The following is a 22,892-nucleotide window of genomic DNA, read 5'->3' as shown; positions in this document are numbered from 1 at the left end:
CGGCACTCCACGCGTCAGAGAAATCATTTCTCGCGCGCCCCCCCACCACTGGAGGAATAGTGAACATCAGACGTTACGGACTCGGGGCTCTGGCGCTCGTCGCCGCGAGCGCGCTGGTCCTGGCCGGCTGCAGCAGCTCGAACGACTCGGGCGGGGGTTCTTCGGGAGGCGACGCCGCCGCGATCATCTCCACGAACGGCTCCGAGCCGCAGAACCCGCTGGTCCCGACCAACACCAACGAGACCGGCGGCGGGAAGATCCTCGATGAGATCTTCGCCGGTCTGGTCTACTTCGACGCCAAGGGCGCCCCCAAGAACGATGTGGCGGAGTCGATCCAGTCCGACGACGCGCAGAACTACACCATCACGATCAAGCCGGGCCTGACCTTCACCAACGGTGACCCGGTGACCTCCAGCTCGTTCGTGGACGCCTGGAACTATGGCGCGAAGTTCTCGAACACGCAGATCAGCTCCTCCTTCTTCGCGAACATCGAAGGCTTCAGCGACACCGAGGACAGCGAGCTCACTGGCCTGAAGGTCGTCGACGACAGCACCTTCACGGTGGCCCTCAAGACCCCGCAGTCGGACTTCCCGATCAGCCTCGGCTACTCGGCGTTCTACCCGCTGCCCGCCGCAGCGTTCGCAGATATGGCCGCCTTCGGCGAGAGCCCGATCGGCAACGGCCCGTACAAGCTCGCGGGCGACAACGCCTGGCAGCACGACGTCCAGATCGACCTGGTCAAGAACGAGGGCTACACCGGTCCCCGTGCGGCCCAGAACGGTGGCCTGAAGATCGTCTTCTACGCCACCCAGGACGCCTCCTACGCCGACCTGCTCGCCGGCAACGTCGACGTGATCGACCAGATCCCCGACTCGGCATTCGGCACCTTCGAGAACGACCTCGGCGATCGTGCGGTTAACCAGCCTGCCGCGATCTTCCAGTCCTTCACCATCCCGGGGCGCCTCGCGCACTTCAGCGGTGAAGAGGGCACGCTCCGTCGCCAGGCCATCTCGATGGCCTTTGACCGCAAGGAGATCACGGACGTGATCTTCGAGGGCACCCGCACCCCCGCCTCCGACTTCACCTCCCCGGTGATCGACGGCTACAGCGACGCCCTCACCGGCGCCGACGTGCTCCAGTACAACCCCGACAAGGCCAAGGAACTCTGGGCTCAGGCCGACGCCATCAGCCCCTGGGATGGCACCTTCACCATCGGCTATAACGCCGACGGCGGACACCAGGGCTGGGTCGACGCGGTGACCAACTCGCTCAAGAACACCCTCGGGATCGAGGCTGCGGGCGAGGCCTACCCGACCTTCGCCGAGGCGCGCACCAAGATCGTCGACCGCTCCATCCAGACCGCGTTCCGCACCGCCTGGCAGGCCGACTACCCGAGCCTGAACAACTTCCTCGGCCCGCTGTATGTGACCGGCGGCTCCTCGAACGATGGCGATTACACGAACCCCGAGTTCGACGCCCTCGTGCAGAAGGGCCTCTCGGACGCCAACGCCGACTCGGCGAACCAGACGTTCCAGCAGGCGCAGGAGATCCTTCTCCAGGACCTCCCGTCCCTGCCCCTCTGGTACGCCAACGTGACCGGTGGCTTCAGCGAGAACGTGTCGAACGTCGCGTTCGGCTGGAACTCGGTGCCGCTCTACTACGAGATCACCAAGAAGTAAGCTCGATCCATCGGGGCGCTTCGCCCGTGCCATCGGCCTTGTGGTCGCGGCACGGGCGGGGCGCCCTGTTTCGGTCACAATCGAATGAGGTCTCCATCCATGCGACTCCGGAACCGGCTGGGCTGACATGCTCGCTTACATCGTCCGACGCATTCTGCAAGCCGTCCCCGTGCTCATCGGCACCACGTTCCTCATCTACTTCATGGTCTTCTCCATGCCGGGGAACCCGCTCCTGTCGCTCTTCGGCGACAAGACTCCGAGCCCCGCCCTCCTCGCCCGCCTGGAGGAGCAGTACCACCTGAACGAGCCGTTCTTCGTCCAGTACCTCTACTACCTGGGCGGCGTCGTCCGCGGCGACTTCGGCATCTCGTTCTCGGGCCAGTCGGTCAACGAGATCCTGGCGCGCACCTTCCCGGTGACCCTGACGTTGGCGATGATGGCGATCATCATCGAGATCGTTCTCGCGCTGACCATCGGTCTGATCAGCGGTCTGCGCAAGGGCAGCTTCTTCGACGCGAGTGCGCTGGTCGTCAGCCTCCTTCTCGTCTCGGTGCCGATCTTCGTGCTCTGCTTCATCGCGCAGTCGTTCTTTGCCGTGCAGCTCGGCTGGTTCCCGCCGACGGTCGGATCCGATGCTTCGTTCCAGAGGTTGCTCCTGCCGGCGATCGTGCTCGCGTTGTTCGTGGTCGCCTCCGCGATCCGCCTGACCCGCGGCTCGATCATCGAGACCGCCGGCTCCGATTTCGTCCGCACCGCATACAGCAAGGGGCTCCCTCGCCGCCGCGTGATCCCCGTGCACATCCTGCGCAACTCGCTCATCCCGGTCACCACGCAGTTCGGAGCCGACTTCGGCCTCCTGATCGTGGGCGCGACGGTGACCGAGGGCATCTTCAACGTTCCCGGAGTTGGGAACACGCTCTACCAGGCGATCATTCGAGGAGAGCGACCCACCGTCGTCTCCTTCGTCACGGTCATGGTGCTGTTCTACCTCGTGGTGAACATCCTCATCGACCTGCTCTACGCCGTACTCGACCCGAGGATCCGCTATGCCCACTGACATTCCCGGCGGCGCGCAGAAGGCCCGCCGCATCGACCACTTCGTGGCACCGCTCGAGGAGACGCCGATCGCGTCCATTGATGCCGTCAGCCTCGACGACAAGCCCAGCAACCTCTGGACCGACGCCTGGCGCGACCTCCGCACGCGCCCGATGTTCTGGATCTCGGGTGTCCTGATCCTCGTGGTCATCGCGGTCGCGCTCTTCCCCGGCCTTTTTACCTCGGTCGATCCCCGGCAGTGCGCACTCTCGTTCAGCAACCGGGGCCCGGGGGACGGCAGCGTGCTCGGCTACACGAAGCAGGGCTGCGACGTCTACTCGCGGATCATCCACGGCACGTCGACCTCGCTGACCGTCGGCCTGATCGTGATCATGATCACCACCGTGTCCGGAGTCATCGGCGGCGCGCTGGCCGGCTTCTTCGGCGGCTGGGTCGACACCGTCATCATGCGCCTCGGCGATATCTTCTTCTCGATCCCGTACATCCTCGCCGCGGTCGTCATCATGTCCGTCTTCTCCGAGCACCGAAACGTCTTCGTGATCGCCCTGGCTATTGGCGCCTTCGCCTGGCCGACGACAGCCCGCGTGCTGCGCTCCGAGGTCCTCCGCGTGAAGCAGTCCGACTTCGTCGGCGCGGCCACGGCGACCGGCCTCTCGCGGATGGCAATCCTGTTCCGGCACGTGCTACCTAACTCGATCGCTCCCGTCATCGTCGTCACGACCATCTCGCTCGGTGCGGCCATCACGGCGGAGGCGACCCTGTCGTTCCTGGGCGTCGGCCTACCTGGTTCGGTCATGTCGTGGGGCAACGACATCAGCCAGGCGCAGCGCGACCTCCGCACCAATCCGCAGACGCTGATCTACCCGTCGATCGCCCTGACGGTGACGGTTCTGAGCTTCATCCTCCTCGGCGAATCGCTCCGCGACGCGCTCGATCCGAAGGCGAGGGCTCTTCGATGAGCGCCACCACACCGAACGCCCCGCGTGGTCCCCTGCTCGCGGTCACCGACCTCGAGGTCGGCTTCCAGACCGGCAGCGGGCTGGTCCCCGCCCTGCGCGGCGTGAGCCTCACCATCGAGCACGGCCAGACCGTGGCGATCGTGGGGGAGTCGGGCTCCGGCAAGTCGACGACCGCCGCGGCGATCATCGGCCTGCTCCCCGGCACCGGCACTGTCACGGGCGGCTCCGTCCTCTTCGATGGTAAGGATCTCGCGAAGGCGACGAGGACCGAGCTGGAGGACATCCGCGGCCGCCGTATCGGCTACGTCCCCCAGGACCCGATGTCGAACCTCAACCCGGTCTGGTCGGTCGGCTTCCAGGTCGAGGAGACGATCAGGGCCAACGGACTCGCTTCCGGCCGCAAGGAGGTTCGCGCCAAGGCGATCGAGGTGCTGCAGAACGCGGGCCTCGCCGACGCCGAGAAGCGGCTCAAGCAGTTCCCGCACCAGTTCTCCGGAGGTATGCGCCAGCGCGTGCTGATCGGTATCGGCCTGGCCGCCGCCCCTCAGCTGCTGATCGCCGACGAGCCCACGTCGGCGCTCGACGTCACCGTCCAGCGCCGCATCCTCGACCACCTCGAGACGCTGACCAAGACCGACGGCACCGCGCTGCTCTTCATCACCCACGACCTCGGCCTCGCTGCCGAGCGCGCCGAGAAGCTGATCGTGATGTACAAGGGCCGGATTGTGGAATCCGGGGCCTCGGTGGAGGTGCTGCAGAACCCGCAGCACCCCTACACGCAGCGCCTGATCGCGGCTGCGCCGAGCCTAGCCTCGCGTCGCATCCAGTCCAGCGCGGGCATGGCGACGGAGGCGGTGCCCGGCGAGTCCGCTGCCGTCCGCGAGGTCGACCTGGTCGGCGCCGCGGGCGTGCACCAGGCCGCGGGAGTGGTCTCCGGCGCACCAATGATCGAGGTCGACGGCCTGACCAAGGTCTTCAAGATCCGCCGCGGCGGGCTCAAGGCCGAGGACTTCACCGCGGTCGACAGCGTTTCGTTCTCGATTCCGAAGGGCACTACTACGGCGCTCGTCGGCGAGTCCGGCTCGGGCAAATCGACCATCGCGCGCCTCGTGCTCGGCCTCGACACGGCGACCTCCGGAGCGATCTCGATTGCCGGCCGACGCACCGAAAAGCTCAGGGGCCGCGACATGCTGGCGCTGCGCCGCTCCATGCAGCCCGTGTTCCAGGACCCGTACGGTTCACTCGACCCGCTGCACAACATCGGCAACACGATTTCGGAGCCGCTGCGCGTGCACAAAGTGGGCGACCGCACCTCGCAGCGCGAGCGAGTCCTCGAATTACTCGATCAGGTGTCCCTGCCGCGCGTAATCGCGAGCCGGTACCCGAACGAACTCTCCGGCGGCCAGCGCCAGCGGGTGGCGATCGCGCGCGCGCTCGCGCTCAAGCCCGAGATCGTGGTGCTCGATGAGGCGGTCTCGGCGCTGGACGTGCTGGTCCAGGCGCAGATCCTTCGCCTACTCGCCGATCTGCAGGCCGAGCTCGGGCTCACCTACCTCTTCATTACGCACGATCTGGCGGTGGTCCGCGTGATCGCCGACGACGTCTGCGTGATGCAGAAGGGGCGGATCGTCGAGCACGCGCCGACCGACACCGTGTTCGATTCGCCGCAGCAGGAGTACACCCGCGAACTCCTGGCCGCCATCCCCGGCGCGGGCATCGAGTTCGCGGTCTGATCCGCGGGCCCCGGCCCGTGCGCGATGCCCCTGCGCAGGACATCGCGCACGGGGATCCGGGGCCCTTCGCCGTCCGGACGCTCCGCTGCGGTACGATAGACAGTCCCCTTTCTGCACGAGAACACGAGACGAGTCCGTATCCATGGCAAGTGCCACCCGCTCCGACCTGCGCAACGTCGCGATCGTCGCCCACGTCGACCACGGCAAGACCACGCTGGTCGACGCCATGCTCAAGCAGACGAACTCCTTCGATGCGCACGCCCATGTGGACGAGCGCGCGATGGACTCGAATGAACTCGAGCGCGAGAAGGGCATCACCATCCTCGCGAAGAACACCGCAGTCTCCTACAGCGGCAAGCACGCGACCGAGGGTCCCATCACCATCAACGTGATCGACACCCCGGGCCACGCCGACTTCGGCGGCGAGGTCGAGCGCGGCCTATCCATGGTCGACGGCGTCTGCCTCCTGGTGGATGCGTCCGAGGGCCCGCTCCCGCAGACCCGATTCGTCCTGCGCAAGGCGCTCGAAGCGAAGCTCCCCGTCATCCTGCTGGTCAACAAGACCGACCGCCCCGACGCCCGCATCGACGAGGTCGTCGCCGAAAGCCAAGACCTGCTGCTCGGCCTCGCCTCAGACCTCGCGGACGACGTCCCCGACCTCGACCTGGACGCGATCCTCGACGTCCCCGTCGTCTACGCCTCCGGCAAGGCCGGCCGCGCCTCCGCGAACAAGCCAGAAGACGGCTCGCTGCCCGACGCCGAAGACCTCGAGCCGCTCTTCGAAGCGATCCTCAAGCACATCCCGGCGCCGACCTACGACGACGATGCCCCCCTCCAGGCTCACGTCACCAACCTCGACGCCTCGCCGTTCCTTGGCCGCCTCGCGCTCCTGCGCGTCTTCAACGGCACCATCAAGAAGGGCCAGACCGTCGCCTGGGTCCACCACGACGGCACGCACACCAACGCCCGCATCACCGAGCTGCTCATCACCAAGGCGCTCGACCGCTACCCGGCCGAGTCGGCCGGCCCCGGCGACATCGTCGCGATCGCGGGCTTCCCCGAGATCACTATCGGCGAGACCATCGCCGACCCTGAAGACATCCGTCCCCTGCCGGCCATCACGGTCGATGACCCTGCGATCTCGATGACGATCGGCACCAACACCTCTCCGCTGGTCGGCAAGGTCAAGGGCCACAAGCTCACCGCACGGATGGTCAAGGATCGTCTCGACCGCGAACTCATCGGAAACGTGTCGCTCAAGATTCTCGACATCGGGCGCCCGGATGCCTGGGAGGTTCAGGGCCGCGGCGAACTTGCGCTGGCGATCCTGGTCGAGCAGATGCGTCGTGAGGGCTTCGAGCTCACCGTCGGCAAGCCCCAGGTAGTCACCCGCCAGGTCGATGGCAAGACGCACGAGCCCTTCGAGCACCTGACCATCGACGCTCCGGAGGAGTACCTCGGCGCGATCACGCAGCTCCTCGCCGCCCGCAAGGGCCGCATGGACGGCATGTCCAACCACGGCACCGGCTGGGTCCGGATGGAGTTCATCGTTCCCTCCCGCGGGCTGATCGGCTTCCGCACCGAGTTCCTCACCACCACTCGCGGCACCGGCATCGCGAACGCGATCCTGCACGGCTACGAGCCGTGGGCCGGCGCGATCGTCACGCGCAACAACGGCTCGATCGTGGCCGACCGCTCGGGCGTCGTGACGCCGTTCGCGATCATCGCGCTCCAGGAGCGGATGACCTTCTTCGTGAACCCCACCGAGGAGGTGTACGAGGGCATGGTCATCGGCGAGAACTCGCGCAACGACGACATGGATGTCAACATCACCAAAGAGAAGAAGCTGACGAACATGCGTCAGTCGACCGCGGACAACTTCGAGTCGATGACGCCGTCCCGCCAGTTGACCCTCGAAGAATGCCTGGAGTTCGCCCGCGAGGACGAGTGCGTCGAGGTGACTCCCGAGGTCGTCCGCATCCGAAAGGTCGAACTCGACGCGAACGCCCGCGCGCGCATGACGAGCCGTCTGAAAAAGCAGGGCTGATCTCGTCAGGGCGCTGCACGACGGGAACGGCCGGAGCACTGCTCCGGCCGTTCCCGTCTGTGCCGTTCCCGTGTGGGAACAGCGGCGACGGGCGTCAGCCGGCAGGGGCCGGCGACTCCGCCGCGAGCGTCGAGGTGACGAAGGTCGCGAACGCCGACGCGTCATTGGGCGCGCCCGTGTACTGCTGCCCGTTCACCAGCACGGTCGGCGTCGATGCGAGCTTGGGGAGGGACGAGTTCGGCAGCGGTCCACCCGTCGCCCGCTGCGTAGCCGCCGCCACCCAGGGCCGGAACTCGCCGCTCGTGATACAGGCGCGCACAGCGTCGTTCGTCACTCCCGCGTCGACGACGAGAGAGCGCAGTGCGTCATCGTCCAGCCCTGGCGTCCTCTCCGCCGGTTGCCGCGCGAACAGTGCCGCATTCACCGCGAGGAAGCGGTCCGGATCCTCGTCCGCGACGCAGGCCGCGGTGTTCGCGGCGCGGCTGGAGTAGGCGGATCCGGCGGAGGACGCGTCGAGGATGGCCACCGGGTGGAACTCGAGGGTGATCGACCCCTGCGTCAGCCAGCTCTGCAGCTGCTCGGCATTCGCCTTCTCAAACTCGCTGCAATAGGGGCAGAGGTAGTCGGCATAGACGTCGATGGTCGCGACTCCGGCCGCGCGCGGGCCGCTCTCGTCCGTCGGCTGGGGTGACGCCTCCGGAGCGAGGGCCGCGGTGGTCTGCACGGCCGCGGCCGACCCGTCGCCGGCGAGCACGATGCCGTCGCTGAGCATGTTGGCGGGACCGGCACTCGCCACTTCCTGCTGCGACCAGACGTTCCAACAGACCAGCGCCACGACCGCGAGAACGCCGAGTACCGCCCCGCCCTGGCCGAGCAGCCGATTCCGCTTCCGTCGCCTCCGCTCGGCCTCCCGGCGCTCCCGCGCTTCGGCTCGGGCGCGCTCTTGACGCTCGCGCTTGGTCAGACCGCTTTTCGCACTGTTTCCGGACATCGCGACCGAGGGTAGGAGTGCCTCCTCTGCGCCCGCTCTGCACGTCCGGCGAGGACGCTCTCACGCGCCTGGGACCGGCTGCGCATATCCTCAGACAAGCCGACCGTCTCAGGCGAAAAGCCCCGAGCCGAAAAAATCGTTGTCATCCCGCACGCCGGGCGGCACCGCGAAGACTGCCGAGCCGACATGCTTCACGTACTCGTTGAGCGCATCCTTCGCGAGGCTGCGCTGGACCGTGATGAACTGCTCCGGCGATCGCTGGAACGACAGAAAGAACAGTCCCGCGTTCAGACGCCCCAGCTCGTCATTGCCATCGACGAAGTTGTAGCCGCGCCGCAGTAGCCGGGCCTCGCCGTTCACGTGCGGGTGCGCGAGGCGTACGTGCGCCGCCTTATCGATGAGCGGAGCGCCGGTGGCGCCAGCCGCGGTGAAGTCCGGCTCGGCGAACTCCGCGCCGCCCGAGAGGGGTGCGCCGGAGCCCTTGCTGCGGCCGATCACCCGCTCCTGCTCGCCGAGCTGGCTGCGGTCCCAGGTCTCGATGATCATCCGGATCTTGCGGGCCACGAGGTAGCTGCCGCCGACCAGCCACGCGGGGCCGTCGGAGTCGGGGACCCACACCTGCTCCTGCACGGCGTCGGCCTCCTCGGACTTGATGTTGGCCGTGCCGTCCTTGAAGCCGAAGAGGTTCCGCGGCGTCGCCTGCGCGGTCGAGGTCGAGGACGTGCGGCCGAAGCCGAGCTGTGACCAGCGGATCGAGGCGCGGCCGAAGGCGATCCGGCTGAGGTTGCGAATGGCGTGCACGGCGACCTGGGGGTCGTCGGCGCAGGCCTGGATGCAGAGGTCGCCTCCGCTCGCCGCGGGCACGAGCGCGTCGCCACGGAAGCGCGGCAACGCCTGGAGTTGTGGGGGTCGACGGTCGGCTAGGCCGAAGCGGTCGGCACCGGTCCCGTCGACGAAGAGCGTCGGGCCGAAGCCGACGGTGATCGTCAGTGCCGCCGCGTCGAGCCCGAGTGCTTCGCCGGTGTCCTCGGGAGGCGCGGTCTCCGGCCCATCGACGGCTCCGGTCTCGCCCACCTCGAGTCCCTGCGTCATTCGGGAGGCGGCGATCGTCCAGTCCTGCAGCAGCTCGATCAGCTCGGCTCGGGTGGTGCCTGCGGCAAGGTCGAAGGCCGCGAAGTGGAGGCGGTCCTGGGCCGCAGTCGTGATCCCGGCCTGGTTCGCGCCGAAGAACGGCACGGTGCGCACGGGGGAGGAGGCGGTTGCGCTCGAGAGGGCGAGCGTCCCTCCGATGCCGGCCGCGAGCCCCGCAGTGCCGGCCGAGACGAGGCCGAGCAGCCCGCGTCGCGAGAGGCGGCGGGGCTGCTCGGCGGGCGTTTTGCCCTCGGAGTCCGGCGACGGCCCCGTGCGCTCCTCGTCGGCCACTATGCGGTCGGCTTCTCGACGCCGAGCACCGTGTGGGTGAGCTGCGAGAGTGGCTCCGAGAGGGCGTTGACCTGGTCCGAGAGCTCCTTCTTCTGCTCGGCCGTCAGCGTCGAGTAGGCCACGAAGCCGGAGTCGATCGAGCCGTACTTCGCGAGCAGGGCGTCGAGCTCACCGAAGCGCTGGGTGATCTGCGTCGTCAGGTCGGCTCCCTCGGTGCCGCGGGCCGTTGCGATGGGCTCGACGTTGCCGAAGGCGACCTCCGCGCCCTGCACATTGGCGGCGAAGTCCGTGAGGTCGGTGCTCGACCACCAGTCCTCCTCACCGGTGATCTTGCCGGCGGCGACCTCGTCGAGCAGGCCGATGGCGCCGTTCGAGATGTCGCCGACCGAGACCGTGAAGTTGGGTGTGTTCACGAGGTCGTACAGGCTCTGCACGTCGGTCACGAGTCCCTGGCCGAACTGTGCGCGCTGCTCGGGAGTGGAGGGCGCCCAGTCGAGGACGGCGCTGGTGCCGTCGGAGTTGAGGGCGCCGTCCGCGGGCAGCCACAGGTCCTTTTCGATCCGGTGGAAGCCGGTCCAGTTCAGACCCTCGGCGACCGCGTCGACCTCGCGGTAGTCGATCTTCGGATCGAGGTCGCCGAACGCCTCGGCCGTGGGCTCGATCCGCTCGTAGAACACTCGGGTCGACGCGAACAGGCCGCGTGCCTTCTCGTCGTCCCCCGACTCGTAGGCCTGCGCGAACTCTTTCACGGCGGGAAGCAGCTCACCGGCCTGCGACTTCACGTAGGAGACGTAGTTGGTCACGGCCGCATCGGTTGCCGCCTTCTCGTCGGCCGACTGAGCCGTCGCTTCGCCGGTGACGGTGAACTCGCTCATGCCGACCGGGGCGCCGACCTGCTGGAACTTGCAGGCGGTGTAGTAGGTGCCCGGCTCGAGCTGCGCCACGTACGACACGCTCTGGCCCGGCGTCACGTTCTCCTTCTCGCCGACGATGCGCAGCTTGTCCGCCGCAAGGATCTCGAACTCGTTCACGTCGGTGCCACCGTTGGTGAGCGAGAACCGCACGGCTCCGGCCTCCGTCGTGGCCGCGGACACCTCGCACGCGTCGTCGCTGATCGCCACGTCGAGGGCGGCGGCCGAGGACGACGCCGCAGTGTTCGGTACGCATCCCGCGAGAAGCAGTGCGAAGGCACCGGCCCCGGCGAGGCCGAGGGTGACGCGGGGGAGGCGGACAGGACGAGCGCTCACGGACATGGTTCTCCTGGAATCGAGGGCGGTTGCGCGGCGGCGCGGATCAGACGGATGAGGACGTGGTGACGGTTACCGGGGCCGCGCTGCCCCGTCCCGGGCCACGGAGGCGGACCTGGCGGATAAAGAGCACGCCGACGACGACGAGGTAGACCAACCAGGCCGCGAACTGCAAAGCGGTCGGCTCTGGCGTGTAGTTGAACAGGCCTCCGACCACCGCGGTGAGGGTCGGCGGGAGGATCGGGCCGAGCGAGAACAGCGGCGCGCCCCAGCCCGGCAGCAGCGCGGCCTCCTGCAGGTCGCCGATCCCGTACGAGAGGACCCCCGCCGCGACAAGGATGAGAAATCCGCCCGTCCAGGTGAAGAAGCGCCCGAGGTCGATTCGGACGAAGCCGCGGAAGATCAGGTACGAGACGACGACCGCGCTCAGGATGCCCAGCAGTGCGTGGACGGTGCCCTCCCAGGCGTTAGAGCCGGAGGCTGCGCTGCTCGAAGAGACGCTCGCCCAGACGAACAGGGCCGTCTCGATCCCCTCGCGCCCCACGCTGATGAAGCCGAGGAGGACGATGCCCAGGGCCGAGCCGGCGACCGCGCCGTCGAGCTTGGACTCGAGTTCTCCCTTGAGGCTGCGGGCGTTCGCGCCCATCCAGAAGATCATCCAGGTGACCAGTCCGACCGCAAGGATCGAGAGGCCACCGCCGAGGATCTCCTGCGCCTGGAAGGAGAGCGTGGACGGACCCCAGGTCAGGATCGCGCCGATCGTCAGCGAGATGACGATGGCAGCGGCGATGCCGATCCAGAGCCTCGGCAGCACGTCGCGTCGGCCGAGCTTGGTCAGGTACGCCACGAGAATGCCGATCACGAGGCCGGCTTCGAGGCCTTCGCGGAGGCCGATGAGGTAGTTTGCGAGCACGCGTGTTCTCTTGGTCGACGGTGGACGAGGAGGGGGCGGCTCCCGCCCCGAGCCGACCGGGACGGCGGGCCCGAATGGTTCGGTAAGCCTTGCCTTACCTCGGTCGACTGTAGTGTGCCGCGCGGCCGCTGTCCAGAAGCGCCGCGCGTCGTACGCCACGCCGGACGAGAGGCGAAGAGTGGACGCGGGCCGAGACGCAGCAGTCGAGCGGGTGGTGGCGGTGCATGCGCACCCCGACGACGAATCAATCACCATGGGCGGCACCCTGGCGCGACTTGTTGCGCAGGGCGCTTCGGTCACTGTCGTCACGGCCACCCGCGGCGAATGCGGCGAGGTGATTCCGGAAGACCTTCGCGCGCTCGAGGGCTCGGCGGAGCTGGCGGCACACCGGACGACCGAGCTGGTCGTCGCCCTCACCGCGCTCGGAGTCGCCGATCACCGCTTCCTCGGCGAGAGCAGCGCCCGTGCGCCCGGTCTCGCCCCGCGCATCTACCGCGACTCCGGGATGCAGTGGGGCCCCGCTCGGGTGCCCGTACCGCTCGAGCCGGTGCACCCCGACTCCCTCACCGCCGCCGCGGAGAACGAAGAAGTCGCCGATCTCGTCGCTGTCCTCCGTCAGGTCGACGCCGGCATCGTCCTCTCCTACGACGCCGGAGGCGGCTACGGTCATCCCGATCACGTGCGCACCGCCCGGATCGCGGAACGCTCCGCCGAGCTGCTCGGCCTCCGCTTCCTCGCCGTCCTGCCCGAGTCTGCGCCGCCGCTGCCCGAGGACATCGTGATCGAACTCTCACCCGCCGATTACTCCCGCAAACGTGCCGCCCTCCAGGCGCACGCCACTCAGCTCGTCGTCGATGGCGACGAGGCGCGGCTCTCCAGTGGCCCGGCATTCCCTGTCGGGCGCATCGAGCGTTTCCGTCCGGCCGATAATTCCCGGGCCACCGACGCGGTCGTCCTCGAACGGCCGACCCTCGGCTCCCGCGCGCTCTCGGGGGTGGTCGGCGTGCTCCTCGGGGCGGTCGTCGGAGCCATCACCACTGTCGCGCATCAGAGCACCGTGACGATCGCGGGGATGCCGCTGCCGATCGGTCTCGTCGCCGCGCTCGCCGGCGTCCTCCTCCTCCTGCTCGGTCTGCGGCTCGTGCTCATCGACCGCTTCGTGGCGTTCTGCACGGCGATGGGCCTGCTCGGGATGATCGGGCTGCTCGCCCTGCGCAGCGCCGGTGGCTCCGTGCTCGTGCCGGCCAACGGTCTCGGTGTCGCGTGGACCTTTCTCCCTGCTCTGATCGCCCTCGTCGTGATCGCGTGGCCGCGGCTGCGCGACCCGGCGCCCGCCGCCGTGCCCGACGCCGCCGTACCGCCCGCCCCCGTACGATAGAGACACTGTTCGAAGGGACCTGGAGCACCGTGACCTACGTGATCGCACTTCCGTGCGTCGATGTCAAAGACCGTGCCTGCATCGACGAGTGCCCGGTCGACTGCATCTACGAAGGCGAGCGCTCGCTCTACATCCACCCCGACGAGTGCGTCGACTGCGGCGCCTGCGAGCCGGTCTGCCCCGTCGAGGCCATCTATTACGAGGACGACCTGCCCGAGAAGTGGTCGGACTACTACAGGGCCAACGTCGAGTTCTTCGACGAGATCGGCTCCCCGGGCGGAGCCGCGAAGGTCGGCGTGATCGCGAAAGACCACCCGGTCATTTCCGCGCTCCCTCCCCAGAGCCACTGAGGCGCTCCCCGTGGCCCTCGGCACGCTGCCGGATTACCCCTGGGACCTGATGGCACCGTTCGCCCGCGTGGCGGCCGAGCATCCGGACGGTCTTGTCGACCTCTCGATCGGCTCGCCGGTCGACTCCACCCCGGGTCCGATTCGCGAGGCGCTGGCCCGCGCGACCGACGCGCACTCCTACCCGACCACGGTCGGCACGCCGGCGCTGCGCGAGGCGATCGCCGCCTGGTACGCCCGTCGCCGCGGCGTCCCCGGGCTACGCCCCGACGAGGTGCTGCCGACGATCGGCTCGAAGGAGTTGGTCGCCTGGCTGCCCTTCCTTCTGGGCCTTGGCGACGGTGATGTGGTCGTGCATCCGCGCGCCGCCTACCCGACGTACGCGATGGGAGCGGCAATCGCGGGGGCACAGGCATTCGCCTCGGACGATCCCTCCGAGTGGCCCGAGCGGACCCGACTCGTCTGGCTCAACTCGCCCGGCAATCCCGATGGCGCTGTTCTTGACGTCGCCGCCCTGCAGCGCGCCGTGGCTCGCGCACGCGAGCTGGGCGCTGTGATCGCCGGGGACGAGTGCTATGCCGAGCTCGGGTGGGAGGAGCCCTGGGCCACCGAGCCGATCCCGAGCATCCTCGATCAGCGGGTCGTCGGTGAGGAGCGCCGCAGCGTCCTCGGTGTCTACTCGTTGAGCAAGCAGTCGAACCTCGCGGGCTACCGCGCCGCCTTCATCGCCGGAGACGCGGCCCTCATCTCGCGGCTCGTCACCGTGCGCAAGCATGCGGGCATGATCGTCCCCGCGCCGCTGCAGGAGGCGATGGTCGCGGCTCTCGGCGACGACCATCATGTCGCCGAGCAGAAGGAGCGCTATCGCTCCCGTCGCGCCCGCCTCCGCCCGGCGCTCGAGGCGGCTGGCTTCCGCATCGACCGCAGCGAGGCCGGCCTCTACCTGTGGGCGACCGAGGGTCGCCCCGCCTGGGAGTCGATCGAGCGCCTCGCGGGTCTCGGAATCCTCGCCGGCCCCGGCGTCTTCTACGGCGACGGCTTCCCCGAGCACGTCCGCCTGTCCCTGACCGCCTCCGATGAGCGGATCGCCGCCGCCGCCAAGCGCCTGTCCGCCGGTCTCTGACCCCCGTCCGTGCGGGTTTTAGCGGGTCTGAACAAGGGTGGGGCGCTAGTCCTGAACGATGTCACAGTGCCCAGCCTTTGCCCATAGGCTGTATGCGGTTCGGTCGACGGCGCCTCATACGACCTCGGCCGTACCGCGATCCAGACCCGGTGCAGCTCGTTCCGCGAGCGCCTCCGGGTGCGACGGCGACGACCTGGGAGGCGTTGTGACTGAATCCGGCACGCAGAGCGAGGGAACCACGACGGCAGGTTCCTCGGAGCCCGCCACCGAGGAAGCGACGCGGCCGGCCGCAGCGACGGCGAAGCAGCAGCTCCCCGAGAAGGTCACCCTGACCTTTGGCGAACGAACCGTGGAGTTCCCGGTCCTGCGCAGCGCCGACGGCGCCTCGAGCATCGACTTCTCGACCCTGACGAAGCAGACCGGCTTCATGTCGCTCGACTACGGCTTCGTCAACACCGCGGCCACGAAGTCGCAGATTACCTATATCGACGGTGATCAGGGGATCCTGCGCTATCGCGGCTACCCGATCGAGGAGGTCGCCACCAACGCGACGTACCTGGAGGTCGCCTGGCTCCTCATCTACGGCGAGCTGCCGACGGCCGATGAACTCGCGGAGTTCGACGAGCGGATCCGCCGTCACACCCTGCTCCACGAGGACCTCAAGCGTTTCTTCGATGCGCTGCCGCACAGTGCCCACCCCATGTCGGTGCTCTCGGCCGGAGTCTCCGCTCTCTCGACTTACTACGAAGACAGCTCCAATCCCAAGGATCCGCAGGCGGTGGAACTGTCCACCATCCGTCTCCTCGCAAAGCTGCCGGTCATGGCCGCCTATGCGCATAAGAAGAGCATCGGCCAGGCATTCCTCTACCCGGACAATTCGCTGAGCTTCGTCGACAACTTCCTGAGGCTGAACTTCGGCACGATGGCCGAGCAGTACCAGGTCGACCCCGTGCTCTCGAAAGCCCTCGATCGCCTCCTCATCCTGCATGAGGACCACGAGCAGAACGCGTCGACCTCTACTGTTCGCCTCGTCGGCTCGACCGAGGCGAACCTGTACGCCTCGATTTCGGCGGGCATCAACGCCCTCTTCGGCCCACTGCACGGCGGCGCGAACGAGGCCGTGCTCACCATGCTCGGACGCATCCGTGAGTCGGGCGAGAGCGTCTCGACCTTCGTCGAGCGCGTGAAGAACAAAGAAGAGGGCGTGCGCCTGATGGGCTTCGGCCACCGGGTGTACAAGAACTACGACCCGCGCGCCAAGCTCGTCAAGGAGAGCGCATCCGAGGTGCTTCAGGCTCTCGGAGTGAAGGATCCGCTGCTCGACATCGCCATGGAACTCGAGGCCCTTGCGCTCGAGGACGACTACTTCAAGGAGCGCCGTCTCTATCCCAACGTCGACTTCTACACGGGCGTCATCTACAAGGCGATGGGTTTCCCGACGCGGATGTTCACCGTTCTCTTCGCCATCGGCCGTCTCCCCGGCTGGATCGCGCACTGGCGCGAGATGAACATCGACAAGCAGACGAAGATCGGCCGCCCCCAACAGCTCTACACGGGCTCGCCCGAACGTCCCTGGCCGTCAGTCCGCTAATCCCCACCGTCTGGACTCCCGCGAGCGTCGAGGCGGGCCGAGGGTCAGGCGTGGAGGGTGGCGTTCAGCTCGATGCCGGCACCGGTGCGGGGGAGGACCTCGACCGCACCGGTCAGCGAATTGCGGCGAAAGAGTAGGTTCGGCACGCCAGAGAGCTGCACGGCCTTGAGCGTCTGCGGTCCACCGTCGGCACGCGGAGCACCTCCGACCACCACGACCTTGGTGCCCGCCGTCACGTAGAGGCCCGCCTCGACCACCGTGTCGTCGCCGAGAGAGATGCCGATGCCCGAGTTCGCACCGAGAAGCGCTCGTGCGCCGATCGAGATGCGCTGCACTCCTCCGCCCGAGAGCGTCCCCATGATCGAGGCTCCGCCGCCGATGTCCGAGCCGTCGCCGACGACGACGCCCTGGGAGATCCGTCCCTCGACCATCGAGCTGCCGAGTGTGCCGGCGTTGAAGTTCACGAATCCCTCGTGCATCACCGTCGTGCCCGGCGCGAGATGCGCACCGAGACGAACGCGCGAGGTGTCCGCGATCCGCACCTTCTCGGGAGTGACGTAGTCAGTGAGCCGGGGGAACTTGTCGATGCCGGTTGCCTGGATGCCGTGGCGCCGGAGCGAGGGGCGCAGGCGCGTGAACGACTCCGGTGAGACGGGACCCGCGTTGGTCCAGACGACGGTCGGCAGGTGGGCGAAGACTCCGTCGAGATTCACCTCGTTCGGCCGCACCAGCAGATGCGAGAGCAGGTGCAGGCGCAGGTAGGCGTCCGAGGTGGAGGCAGGGGGCGCCTGGATGTCGATCTGCAAGGTGACGATGTCAATACGGACGTCGCGCCGCGGGTCCTCTCCTGCCTGCGCCTCGAACTCCGCCGGGACGATCCACGGGTCCCGTCCCGCGGGGATCGTGCCGAGACGCGGCTCCGGGAACCACGTGTCGAGAACGGTGCCGTCTGCGGCGATCGTGGCGAGTCCGTATCCCCAGGCGGAGGCGGGCGTGGGGGAGTCACCGGAGGGATCAAGGGTCATGCCTTTCAGGGTATCGCGGAGGATGTCGCCGCTACCCTGGGGCGCATGTTCGATGCGACCGCTGCCCCTCCGCTCGATCTCGGCACCGATCCGGTCGCCCTCACCCGAGCGCTCTGCGACATCCCGTCGGTCTCGGGCGACGAGCGTGCGATCGCCGACGCCGTCCAGTGGGCGCTCGAGCAGTACGAGCACCTCGAGGTGATTCGGGATGGCGACACCATTGTCGCCCGGACGAATCTCGGCCGCCCGCAGCGAGTCGTGATCGCCGGGCATCTCGACACGGTGCCGATCAACGGCAACCTCCCGGTGGTTGCCGAGACGATCGACGGCGTCGATTATCTGGTCGGCCGCGGCACGGTCGACATGAAGGCCGGAGTCGCCGTCCAGCTCGTGCTCGCCGCCGAACTCGTCGACCCCGCAGTTGATATCACCTGGATGTGGTATGACAACGAAGAAGTCGACTCTGACCTCAACGGCCTCGGTCGCCTCTCCCGCCATCGCCCCGATCTCTTCAGCGCCGATTTTGCGGTCCTCGGAGAGCCGACGCACGGCGACGTCGAGGGCGGCTGCAACGGCACCCTCCGCGTGGACGTCGTCACCCGCGGGCTCCGCGCCCACTCGGCACGCAGCTGGGTCGGCGAGAACGCCATCCACGCGGTGGCTCCCGCCCTCGAGCGCCTCGCGGCCTACGAGCCGCGCGAGGTCGAGGTCGAAGGTCTGATCTACCGTGAGGGCGTCAATGCTGTTCGCATCTCGGGCGGAGTCGCCGGCAACGTCATCCCGGACCTCTGCATCGTGCAAGTGAACTACCGTTTCGCGCCTGACCGCACCGGCGAGGAAGCCGTCGCGCACATCCGCGAGCTCTTCGACGGCTTCGAGGTCGAGGTCGCTGATCTAGCGGAGGGGGCCCGCCCCGGCCTCGACGCCCCGCTCGCCCGCGCCTTCCTGACTGCCGTCGGGGCCGCGGTCAAGCCGAAGTACGGCTGGACCGACGTCGCCCGCTTCTCGGCGATGGGCATCCCGGCCGTCAACTACGGACCCGGCGATCCCCTCCGCGCCCATGCTGACGACGAGCGGGTGGCCGTTGACGAGATCACGGACTGCGCCGCGGGACTGCGCCGCTGGCTCTCCGTGTCCGCATGAGCGCCACCACGGCCGTTGCGCCGCGGGGCTCCGTTCTCCGGCGGATCCCGTGGTGGGCGCAGGTTCTCTCCGTCTACCTCGCCACCCGCGTCGTTACGACGGTGATCCTGCTGCGGTTCGCTGCGGCTCAGGCCGCCAATCCCTGGACTGGCCCGTCACCCTCCTATTCGGCTTTCGCCACGCTCTGGGATAGCCGCTGGTACGAGATCATCGCCGTCGGCGGCTATCCGCAGGTCCTGCCGATCACCCAGGCAGGGCACGTCGCCGAGAATGCCTGGGCTTTCATGCCGCTGTACCCGGGAGTGGTGCGGCTGCTCATGGAGGCCACGGGTCTCGCTTGGGCACCTGCTTCCGTTGTCGTGTCGGTGCTCTGCGGAGCGGGCGCCTGCCTCGCGCTGTTCCGCCTACTCCGGCACTCCCTCAGTGGGTCGCAGTCGCTGGTCGCCGTTCTGTTCTTCTGCGTGGCGCCGACGTCGCCGCTCCTGCAGCTCGGCTATGCGGAGTCGATGGCGATGATGCTGACCGCGATCCTGCTGCTGCTGCTTGTTACAGGGCACTGGCTGTTCGCTGTTCCCGTCGTGCTCCTGCTCGGCCTCACCCGGCCGAGTGGCCTTGCCTTCGCCGCCGCCCTGGGTCTGTACGTCGTGGTTCGGGTCCTGCGTCGCTCGAGCACGCCGTTCCCGCGGAGTCAATGGCTGCCCGCTGTCCTGCTGACCGCCTGGGGGCTGGTCGTGGGCCTCCTCTGGCCGGTCATCGCCTGGGCCGTGACGGGATCGATGACTGCTTACACCGACACCGAACTTGCCTGGCGCTCGGTGTACATCGGCTACCAGGAGCTTTTCCCGTTCACCCCGTGGTTTCAGGGCGGCACCTGGTGGGGCTTGTGGTGGTTCGGCGAGCCGGTATTCGGGATGATGGTGGTCGGGCTGCTCGTGGCAGTTTTCATCGCGATCCTCGCGGCACCGTGGACGAGGCGCCTCGACCTTTTCAGCCGCGTCTGGATCGCCGGATACGGGGTGTACCTGTTCGCGTTCTTCTTCCCTCAGTCGAGCACGTTCCGCCTGCTCGCGCCGATGTTCCCGCTCGTGGGAGCGCTTGCCGTGCCGCGCTCCCCGGTATTTCGGGTCTTCTCGGTCCTGCTCGGGATCGGCGGTCAGATCGCCTGGATCTCGATCTGCTGGGCGGTCAACGGCTCCGACTGGACACCACCGTGATCCCTCGCGGACGCGGCTCCTCCACCGGCGAAGGGATGGTCGGTGGCTCGCTCCCTGGGGCTACGCTCGGATGGGGGGCAATCCGCGGCGGCTTCCTCCTCTCTCACGCGGGTACAGTAAATTCAATGTGTCTCCTCACACCAGCCGGTGAGCCGCGACGACGATGGTCGTTCCTTCAAAGGTTGATCCGATCGTCCGATCCCCGTTCTGTGGCCGGTCCGTACGTCCATGGCTCGGTGCGCTGCTGGCTCTCCGCGTGAGTGCCGCTGAGATTGTGACGCGGCCAACAGAGACTGCCGGTGCGCGCTCGCTCTGGAGGTGGCTGGGGGCACTGCCCTGGTGGATCCGAGTGCTCGCGATCTTCGCGGTATCCCGCGTGATCACGACCGCAATCATGCTCCGCCTCACACCCCTGTCGGGGGAGTCGACGGACCTGCGCGACATCTACGTCCGCTTCGCGACGACGTGGGACAGCGCGTGGTATAAGAGGATTGGCATGACCGGCTACCCGTCGGTGCTGCCGCTCTCGCCCTCAGGCGGGGTCGAACAAAACCCGTGGGCATTCATGCCGGTCTACCCCTTCACGGTCCGCGGTCTCATGTCCGTCACTGGCCTTGATTGGTCGAGCGCCGCGGTGCTGGTCGCGGTTCTGTGCAGCGCGGCCGCTTGCCTGGTGATCTACCGCCTGCTCAGCGTCTCGCTCAGCGAGAGCCAAGCGCTGATGGGCATCGTCTTCTTCTGCGTCGCTCCCACGTCGCCGATCCTGCAGATCGGGTACGCCGAGTCAGCCGCGATCCTTCTGACGGCCGTTCTGCTTCTGCTTCTGCTACGGCGCCGGTGGGCTTGGGCCTTCCCCGTCGTGCTCGTTCTCGCGTTGCTGCGCCCGAGCGGTCTCGCCATCGCGGCGATGATGGGCCTCTACTTCCTTTACCGGGTCTGGCGGCACGTCCGCGGAACCGAGACGTTTCCCCGCTCGGAGTGCATTCCCGTGGTCGCCCTGACGGTCTGGGGTCTCGCGGTGGGCTTCGCCTGGCTCCTCATCGCCTGGGCGGTCACCGGCTCCCCGAGCGCCTACACCGACACCGAACTCGCCTGGCGCGCTGTGTTCCTCGGTAAACACGACCTCATCCCCTTTACCTCGTGGTTCGCCGGCGGAGCCTGGTGGGGCGACCTGTGGTTCGGCTCGCCGATCGTCGGCATGGGCGTCACCGTCATCGTGGTGCTCGGATTCCTCGTCGTCCTGCTGTCCCGAGCCACGCGGAGTCTCGACATCTTTTCGCGCCTGTGGGTGAGTGGTTACGCGATCTACCTCTTCGCCTTCTTCTACCCGCAGTCGAGCACCTTCCGCATCCTGATGCCGATGTTCCCGCTAGCAGGTGCGCTCGCTGTACCGCGATCGGCTCTCTTCCGGGTGTTCGTCGTGGCGGCGTCGATCGTCGGTCAGGTCGCCTGGCTGCTGCTGTGCTGGGTCTTCACGCCCGGCGACTGGACTCCGCCGTGATGCCGTGGGCAGGTCGGCTCACCTCGCGGTTCTGAACGACTCCGCGGATACGGGATAATAAGAGGCATACGTCACGAAAGGGGAACTCTATGGCGGCCATGAAGCCGAGGACCGGAGACGGACCGATGGAGGCTGTTAAGGAGGGGCGACTCATCGTCGTGCGTGTTCCGCTCGAAGGAGGCGGACGCCTCGTCGTCTCAGTCAACGATGCAGAGGCGAAAGAGCTGCACGATGCGCTCGCGTCGGTGGTGTCTCCCGCCTGAATCGCACCGTCGAGAACGCCCGTCGCGCACCGTGCGGCGGGCGTTCCCTCATTCGTGGAAGTCGGCCGTGTCGCGTGGCTCGTTCCGCCGACGGGTCAGGCGCGGCGTTTGTTGGCCTGCAGCAGGCCGTCGCCGATAGGCGAGAGCACGCTGACCACGGCGGGCGAGGCGCAGACCTCGGCGACCAGAGTGCGGAAGGCGGTCGCGCTCTCGTCGCGCTGCGCGGGATTGGCTACACGACCGCGCCAGAGGGCGTGCGGAATGAGGACGGTTCCGCCCGGTCGAACCATGCGCAGCGCATGCTCGACGTTTTCGATGACCTGGAGCGGGTCGCCGTCGACGAAGACGATGTCGTAGGAGTTCTCGTTCATCCTCGGGAGCACCTCGAGGGCGCGGCCCGGGATGAGGCGGAGGCGGCCAGGCGAGATTCCCGCCTCGTGGAACTGGGCGCGTGCGTGCTGCTGGTGCACCGCCTCCGAGTCGATGGAGGTGAGCATCGCCTCCGGCGCGCCATCGAGGAGCCACAGGCCGCTCACTCCGGTACCGGTGCCGATCTCGATGATCGATGTCGCGCGCGCGGCGGCGGCGACCAGCGCCGATTGCGCGCCGATCGAAGGAGAGACGGCATCGATGCCCAGCTCGACCGAGAGCCGGCGGGCCGAGGCGATGGCCTCTGACTCGACGATCGCGTCCTCGGCGTACTTCCAGTTGGCATCCTTATCGGACACAGGTGGGCTCCTCTGATCGGTGCGCCGGACGGGTCGCGTGCGGCACGGTCAGGCTACGGTGGCGCGCGGGCTCCGCCGCGCAGGCGCGGCGGGTTAGTGTTGTCCTCGTGTTCGGTTTGACGTTCGACAAGCTCCTCATCATCGGCGTCATCGCCGTCTTCGTGCTGGGGCCAGATCGCCTTCCGTACTACGCAGCCCAGCTCGGGCAGCTCGTGCGCAGGGTTCGCGGATTCGCCTCGCAGGCACGCGAACGCGTCAAGGACGAGATGGGCGACGAGTTCAACGAGGTCGACTGGCGCAAGCTCGATCCGCGACAGTACGATCCTCGGCGCATCATCCGTGACGCCCTCCTCGATGACGAGCCGACGCCGGCCGTCAAACCACCCTCGACGGTCGCGGCCCCGGTCTCGCCCGGCGGCACTGGCGCGGCGCAGGACAGCTACTACACCACGATGCAGCGCTCCGTCGGAGCGGGCTCGCTCGCGAACGTGCCCCCGCCGCCTATTGATTCCGAAGCCACTTGAGTTCCACG

Annotated in this window: 20 protein-coding genes; 14 read left to right on the top strand and 6 right to left on the bottom strand. The window is 67.9% G+C overall.

Going from position 1 to position 22,892, the window contains the following annotated elements:
• Positions 1–59: 59 nt before the first annotated feature.
• The 5 genes from B0H03_RS08615 (at position 60) to typA (ending at position 7,474) form a co-directional block, all read left to right on the top strand.
• Positions 60–1,679, top strand: coding sequence for a peptide ABC transporter substrate-binding protein (locus tag B0H03_RS08615; RefSeq protein ID WP_104264326.1), 1,620 nt, complete (start codon positions 60–62; stop codon positions 1,677–1,679).
• 127 nt (positions 1,680–1,806) lie between these two features.
• Complete coding sequence (locus B0H03_RS08610) at positions 1,807–2,736, top strand: ABC transporter permease (RefSeq protein WP_104264327.1); 930 nt, start codon at positions 1,807–1,809, stop codon at positions 2,734–2,736.
• The gene (locus B0H03_RS08605; protein WP_104264328.1) at positions 2,726–3,694 is read left to right on the top strand and encodes an ABC transporter permease; all 969 of its coding nucleotides are present in this window, start codon (positions 2,726–2,728) and stop codon (positions 3,692–3,694) included. The genes B0H03_RS08610 and B0H03_RS08605 overlap by 11 nt, the downstream gene beginning before the upstream one ends.
• Complete coding sequence (locus B0H03_RS08600; RefSeq protein WP_104264329.1) at positions 3,691–5,427, top strand: dipeptide ABC transporter ATP-binding protein; 1,737 nt, start codon at positions 3,691–3,693, stop codon at positions 5,425–5,427. The genes B0H03_RS08605 and B0H03_RS08600 overlap by 4 nt, the downstream gene beginning before the upstream one ends.
• A 142-nt stretch (positions 5,428–5,569) precedes the next feature.
• The gene (gene typA, locus B0H03_RS08595; RefSeq protein ID WP_104264330.1) at positions 5,570–7,474 is read left to right on the top strand and encodes a translational GTPase TypA; all 1,905 of its coding nucleotides are present in this window, start codon (positions 5,570–5,572) and stop codon (positions 7,472–7,474) included.
• 94 nt (positions 7,475–7,568) lie between these two features.
• Here the strand turns inward: typA and B0H03_RS08590 are convergent, their stop codons facing one another.
• From B0H03_RS08590 to efeU, 4 genes are all read right to left on the bottom strand, one after another.
• The gene (locus tag B0H03_RS08590; RefSeq protein WP_104264331.1) at positions 7,569–8,465 is read right to left on the bottom strand and encodes a DsbA family protein; all 897 of its coding nucleotides are present in this window, start codon (positions 8,463–8,465) and stop codon (positions 7,569–7,571) included.
• A gap of 108 nt (positions 8,466–8,573) precedes the next feature.
• On the bottom strand, positions 8,574–9,887 hold the full coding sequence (gene efeB / locus B0H03_RS08585; RefSeq protein WP_104264332.1) for an iron uptake transporter deferrochelatase/peroxidase subunit: 1,314 nt from the start codon (positions 9,885–9,887) through the stop codon (positions 8,574–8,576).
• Entirely contained in the window at positions 9,887–11,140 is a 1,254-nt protein-coding gene (gene efeO, locus B0H03_RS08580) for an iron uptake system protein EfeO (protein ID WP_104264333.1), read from the bottom strand. Before efeO ends, efeB begins: the two co-directional genes overlap by 1 nt.
• 40 nt (positions 11,141–11,180) lie before the next feature.
• Entirely contained in the window at positions 11,181–12,047 is an 867-nt protein-coding gene (gene efeU / locus B0H03_RS08575; protein ID WP_104264334.1) for an iron uptake transporter permease EfeU, read from the bottom strand.
• A gap of 178 nt (positions 12,048–12,225) precedes the next feature.
• Here efeU and B0H03_RS08570 point away from each other — a divergent pair, with 178 nt between their 5' ends.
• The 4 genes from B0H03_RS08570 to B0H03_RS08555 all read left to right on the top strand — a co-directional run bounded on the left by B0H03_RS08570 (position 12,226) and on the right by B0H03_RS08555 (position 16,486).
• Entirely contained in the window at positions 12,226–13,425 is a 1,200-nt protein-coding gene (locus B0H03_RS08570; protein ID WP_104264335.1) for a PIG-L family deacetylase, read from the top strand.
• Positions 13,426–13,454: 29 nt separating this feature from the next.
• A complete protein-coding gene (fdxA, locus tag B0H03_RS08565) occupies positions 13,455–13,775 on the top strand; it encodes a ferredoxin (protein ID WP_104264336.1) in 321 nt (106 codons plus the stop codon).
• A gap of 10 nt (positions 13,776–13,785) precedes the next feature.
• Positions 13,786–14,895, top strand: a complete 1,110-nt coding sequence (dapC, locus tag B0H03_RS08560) for a succinyldiaminopimelate transaminase (protein WP_104264337.1) — start codon at positions 13,786–13,788, stop codon at positions 14,893–14,895.
• 328 nt (positions 14,896–15,223) lie between these two features.
• Entirely contained in the window at positions 15,224–16,486 is a 1,263-nt protein-coding gene (locus tag B0H03_RS08555; protein WP_104264416.1) for a citrate synthase, read from the top strand.
• A gap of 44 nt (positions 16,487–16,530) precedes the next feature.
• Here B0H03_RS08555 and dapD read toward each other — a convergent pair whose 3' ends face one another.
• Positions 16,531–17,511, bottom strand: coding sequence for a 2,3,4,5-tetrahydropyridine-2,6-dicarboxylate N-succinyltransferase (dapD, locus tag B0H03_RS08550; RefSeq protein WP_104264338.1), 981 nt, complete (start codon positions 17,509–17,511; stop codon positions 16,531–16,533).
• 45 nt (positions 17,512–17,556) lie between these two features.
• Here dapD and dapE point away from each other — a divergent pair, with 45 nt between their 5' ends.
• From dapE to B0H03_RS08530, 4 genes are all read left to right on the top strand, one after another.
• Positions 17,557–18,654 (top strand): succinyl-diaminopimelate desuccinylase, encoded by a 1,098-nt coding sequence (gene dapE / locus B0H03_RS08545; protein WP_104264339.1) that lies wholly within the window; start codon positions 17,557–17,559, stop codon positions 18,652–18,654.
• Positions 18,651–19,868: a hypothetical protein gene (locus tag B0H03_RS08540; RefSeq protein WP_237399437.1), complete on the top strand. Its 1,218-nt coding sequence runs from the start codon at positions 18,651–18,653 to the stop codon at positions 19,866–19,868. Before dapE ends, B0H03_RS08540 begins: the two co-directional genes overlap by 4 nt.
• Positions 19,869–20,124: 256 nt before the next feature.
• Entirely contained in the window at positions 20,125–21,369 is a 1,245-nt protein-coding gene (locus tag B0H03_RS08535) for a hypothetical protein (protein ID WP_127843929.1), read from the top strand.
• Between the two features lie 89 nt (positions 21,370–21,458).
• Entirely contained in the window at positions 21,459–21,632 is a 174-nt protein-coding gene (locus B0H03_RS08530; protein WP_068208299.1) for a DUF3117 domain-containing protein, read from the top strand.
• A gap of 95 nt (positions 21,633–21,727) precedes the next feature.
• On the opposite strand, the gene B0H03_RS08525 is transcribed toward B0H03_RS08530, so the two are convergent.
• Positions 21,728–22,360: an O-methyltransferase gene (locus tag B0H03_RS08525; RefSeq protein WP_104354302.1), complete on the bottom strand. Its 633-nt coding sequence runs from the start codon at positions 22,358–22,360 to the stop codon at positions 21,728–21,730.
• A gap of 107 nt (positions 22,361–22,467) precedes the next feature.
• On the opposite strand from B0H03_RS08525, the gene B0H03_RS08520 reads away from it, so the two are divergent.
• Positions 22,468–22,884, top strand: coding sequence for a twin-arginine translocase TatA/TatE family subunit (locus B0H03_RS08520; protein WP_104264342.1), 417 nt, complete (start codon positions 22,468–22,470; stop codon positions 22,882–22,884).
• Positions 22,885–22,892 lie beyond the last annotated feature (8 nt).

This window comes from Rathayibacter iranicus NCPPB 2253 = VKM Ac-1602 (assembly GCF_003149025.1).
In the GTDB taxonomy this organism is placed as follows: domain Bacteria; phylum Actinomycetota; class Actinomycetes; order Actinomycetales; family Microbacteriaceae; genus Rathayibacter; species Rathayibacter iranicus.
The sequence above is the reverse complement of the archived record's forward strand: the minus strand, read 5'-3'. Positions and strand labels throughout refer to the sequence as shown.

Coding starts and splice junctions, on each gene's coding strand:
- B0H03_RS08610 (WP_104264327.1), top strand. CDS start 1,807: ATGCTCGCTTACATCGTCCGACGCATTCTGCAAGCCGTCCCCGTGCTC.
- B0H03_RS08605 (WP_104264328.1), top strand. CDS start 2,726: ATGCCCACTGACATTCCCGGCGGCGCGCAGAAGGCCCGCCGCATCGAC.
- B0H03_RS08600 (WP_104264329.1), top strand. CDS start 3,691: ATGAGCGCCACCACACCGAACGCCCCGCGTGGTCCCCTGCTCGCGGTC.
- typA (WP_104264330.1), top strand. CDS start 5,570: ATGGCAAGTGCCACCCGCTCCGACCTGCGCAACGTCGCGATCGTCGCC.
- B0H03_RS08590 (WP_104264331.1), bottom strand. CDS start 8,465: ATGTCCGGAAACAGTGCGAAAAGCGGTCTGACCAAGCGCGAGCGTCAA.
- efeO (WP_104264333.1), bottom strand. CDS start 11,140: ATGTCCGTGAGCGCTCGTCCTGTCCGCCTCCCCCGCGTCACCCTCGGC.
- dapD (WP_104264338.1), bottom strand. CDS start 17,511: ATGACCCTTGATCCCTCCGGTGACTCCCCCACGCCCGCCTCCGCCTGG.
- dapE (WP_104264339.1), top strand. CDS start 17,557: ATGTTCGATGCGACCGCTGCCCCTCCGCTCGATCTCGGCACCGATCCG.
- B0H03_RS08540 (WP_237399437.1), top strand. CDS start 18,651: ATGAGCGCCACCACGGCCGTTGCGCCGCGGGGCTCCGTTCTCCGGCGG.
- B0H03_RS08530 (WP_068208299.1), top strand. CDS start 21,459: ATGGCGGCCATGAAGCCGAGGACCGGAGACGGACCGATGGAGGCTGTT.